The following is a 3,409-nucleotide window of genomic DNA, read 5'->3' as shown; positions in this document are numbered from 1 at the left end:
TCGGGCAGCTCCAGCTCGTCTGCTCCGGCCTCGATCGCGACCATCGCGCCGCCCTCGGGCAGCGCACCCATCAACGTCGCCCGCGCCGCCACCAGCGCACACGCGTCCTCCAGCCCGAGCACCCCGGCCACATGCGCGGCAGCCACCTCACCAATCGAATGACCGATCACCGCATCCGGCCGCACCCCGAAGGAGCCCAGCAGCCGGGCCAGGCCGACCTGCAACGCGAACAGTCCGGCCTGCGCATACGTGGTGTGCTCCAGCTCGGACGCCGCACCCTCGAAGACCACCTCACGCAGCGGCCGCTCCAGGTGCGGGTCCAGCAACCCGCACACCTCATCGAAAGCAGCAGCGAACACCGGGAACCGGCCATACAACCCAGCACCCATCCCGACCCGCTGACTCCCCTGGCCACTGAAGAGCCACACCAAGCCACCGTCCGGACCCTCCCCCGGCCCGATCAGACCAGCGTGGGTCTCACCGGCAACCAGAGCCGCAAGCCCCGCCTCCAGCTCCTCCCGCTCCTCGCCGAGCACGACCGCCCGCCGCTCGAAGACCGACCGCGACGACACCAACGACCGGCCCACAACCCCGACCGACCCCGAAACCGCCGCCAACGCAGCCGCCTGATCCCGCAACGCCCCCGCATCCCGAGCCGAGACCACCCACGGCACCACGCCACCCAGGTCACCGGCCTCCACCGGCTCCGGCTCCTCACCGACCGGCGGCTCCTCCAAGATCACATGGGCGTTCGTTCCCGACATTCCGAACGCGGAGACGGCGGCGCGGCGAAGGCCCTGGTCCTCGTCGCGGGGCCAGGGGTGCCGCTCCGTCAGAAGTCGGATCGCGCCAGAGGTCCAGTCGACCCGTGACGAGGGTTCGTCGATGTGCAGAGAGGCCGGAAGTACGCCGTGCCGCATCGCCTGCACCATCTTGATGATCCCGGCGACGCCCGCGGCGCCCTGGGTGTGGCCGATGTTGGACTTCACCGAGCCCAGCCACAGCGGCCGTTCCTCCGTCCGACCCTGGCCGTACGTCGCGAGCAGGGCTCCTGCCTCGATGGGGTCGCCGAGGCGGGTTCCGGTGCCGTGGGCCTCGACGGCGTCGACCTCGGAAGGGGAGAGACCGGCGTTGGCGAGTGCCGCGCGGATCACGCGTTCCTGCGACGGGCCGTTCGGCGCCGTCAGACCATTGCTCGCCCCGTCCTGGTTCACCGCCGACCCGCGCAACACCGCCAGCACCCGATGTCCGTTACGCCGCGCGTCCGACAACCGCTCCAGCAGCACCAGACCCACGCCCTCGGCGAGACTCGTGCCGTCCGCCGCGTCGGCGAACGGCCTGCACCGTCCGTCCGGGGACAGCCCGCGCTGCCGCGAGAACTCGGTGAACATCGCCGGGGTCGCCATCACCGTCACCCCGCCCGCCAGCGCCAGCTCGCACTCGCCCTGGCGCAGCGCCTGGCACGCGAGGTGGACGGCCACGAGCGACGACGAGCACGCCGTGTCGACGGAGACCGCGGGGCCTTCGAGGCCGAGGGTGAACGCGACGCGTCCGGACAGCACGCTCAGGGCGTTGCCGGTCAGCAGGTGGCCCTCGGTGCTCCGCTCGATGTGCGGAGTGCCGAAGCCGGGGAGCCCGGCACCGGCGTAGACACCGGTTGCGCTGCCCTTGAGGGTCTTGGGGTCGATGCGGGCGCGTTCCAGCAGTTCCCAGGCCGACTCCAGGAGCAGCCGCTGCTGCGGCTCCATCGCCAGGGCCTCGCGCGGCGAGATGCCGAAGAACGAGGCGTCGAACCGGTCGGCGTCGTAGAGGAAGCCGCCTTCCCGTACGTAGCTGGTGCCGGGGTGGTCGGGGTCCGGGTCGTACAGCCGTTCAGCGTCCCAGGCGCCGCCGCGTCCGGTGGGCAGCGGGCCGATGGCGTCGCGGCCCTCGGACACCAGGCTCCACAGTTCCTCCGGGGACCGCACTCCGCCCGGGAACCGGCAGGCCATGCTGACGACGGCCACCGGCTCCTGGCTGCGCTCCTCGACCTCGCGGAGCCGGCGGCGCGTGTGCCCGAGGTCCGCCGTGACCCGCTTGAGGTACTGGCGGAGCTTGTCTTCCGTACCGGACGTCACTTCTGGTCCTCCATCGACGACCTCACAGTTCCCGGTCGATCAGCTCGAAGATCTCGTCGTCGGTCGCGGACTCGACGCCGTCGAACGTGGTGTCGGCGCCGTCGCCCGCTTCCTCACGGGCGCCGGCTCCGCCGCCGTCGACCGCCGACAGCAGGCCGGTGAGCCTCCTCGCGAGGAGGCGGCGCGCCTCGTCGTCCAGGTCGAGCGTGCTCAGGCCTCTCTCGATCCGGCCGAGTTCGGTGAGCAACGGATCCACCGAGCCGCCTGCCCTCGTGCCCGTCCCCGTCCCGGGTGGCCCGGCCCCGTCGGGCGCCAGCCGCTGCCGCAGGTGCGCGGCGAGAGCCCCGGCCTCCGGGTAGTCGAACGCCAGCGAGGCGGGCAGCCGCAGCCCGGTCGCCGCCGCGAGCCGGTTGCGCAGCTCGACGACGGTCAGCGAGTCGAACCCCAGCTCCTTGAACGGCACGTCCCCCCGCACCGCCCCGGCATCGGCATGCCCCAGCACGGACGCGGCGTTCGTCCGTACGAGGTCGAGCAGCAGGCGTTCCTGCTCGTCCGGCGGCAGGGCGACGAGCCGGTCCGCGAGGTCGGCCGCCGGGGACGCGGCCCGACCGTTGGCGGCGGTACGCCGTACGGGTCCCCTCGCCGCCCCGGCCGCGAGGGTACGCAGCAGAGCCCTGACCGGCGCGTCGCCCTGACCGCCCGAGGCGAGGGCGGCTCCGGGGTCGATGTCGACGGCGAGCGCCCCGGCTCGTCCGCGGGCGAGAGCCGCGTCGAAGAGGGCCAGCCCGCGCTCGGTGGCGAGGGGCCGGAAGCCGGTACGCGTGATCCGCGCCAGGTCGGCTTCGCCGAGTCCGCCGGACATGCCGCTGGCCTCCGCCCACAGGCCCCAGCCGATCGACAGGCCCGGAAGCCCGAGGGCACGGCGGTGCGCGGCCAGGGCATCGCAATAGGCGTTGGCTGCCGCGTAGTTGGCCTGCCCCGGACTGCCGAACGCGGCGGCCGCCGACGAGAAGATCACGAAGTGGGTGAGGGGGAGGTGGGCGGTGGCGTGGTGGAGGTGATACGCGGCCCTCGCCTTCGGCCCCCAGACGCGGGTGAGGCCCTCGGGAGTCTGGGCGGACAGAACAGCGTCCTCCAGAATCCCGGCGGCATGAATGACACCGGTCAACGGACGGGCCGGATCGATACCGGCCACCAAGTCCTTCACCGCCTCGGGATCAGACATATCGGCTGCCACGACCTCCACACCGGCGCCCAGCTCGGTGAGACGGCCGACCAACTCCTGCCCACCC

Annotated in this window: 2 protein-coding genes; both read right to left on the bottom strand. The window is 72.8% G+C overall.

What is annotated here, in order from left to right; genetic code table 11:
• On the bottom strand, positions 1-2,117 hold a 2,117-nt coding region (locus ABD343_RS37230; RefSeq protein ID WP_344534866.1), incomplete at its 3' end, for a type I polyketide synthase.
• A gap of 22 nt (positions 2,118-2,139) precedes the next feature.
• The coding region (locus ABD343_RS37225) for a KR domain-containing protein (protein ID WP_344534864.1) at positions 2,140-3,409 on the bottom strand (1,270 nt) is incomplete at its 5' end.

The sequence above is a fragment of the Streptomyces albiaxialis genome (assembly GCF_039530985.1).
GTDB lineage: Bacteria > Actinomycetota > Actinomycetes > Streptomycetales > Streptomycetaceae > Streptomyces > Streptomyces albiaxialis.
This window is presented reverse-complemented; position numbering and strand designations above follow the sequence as displayed.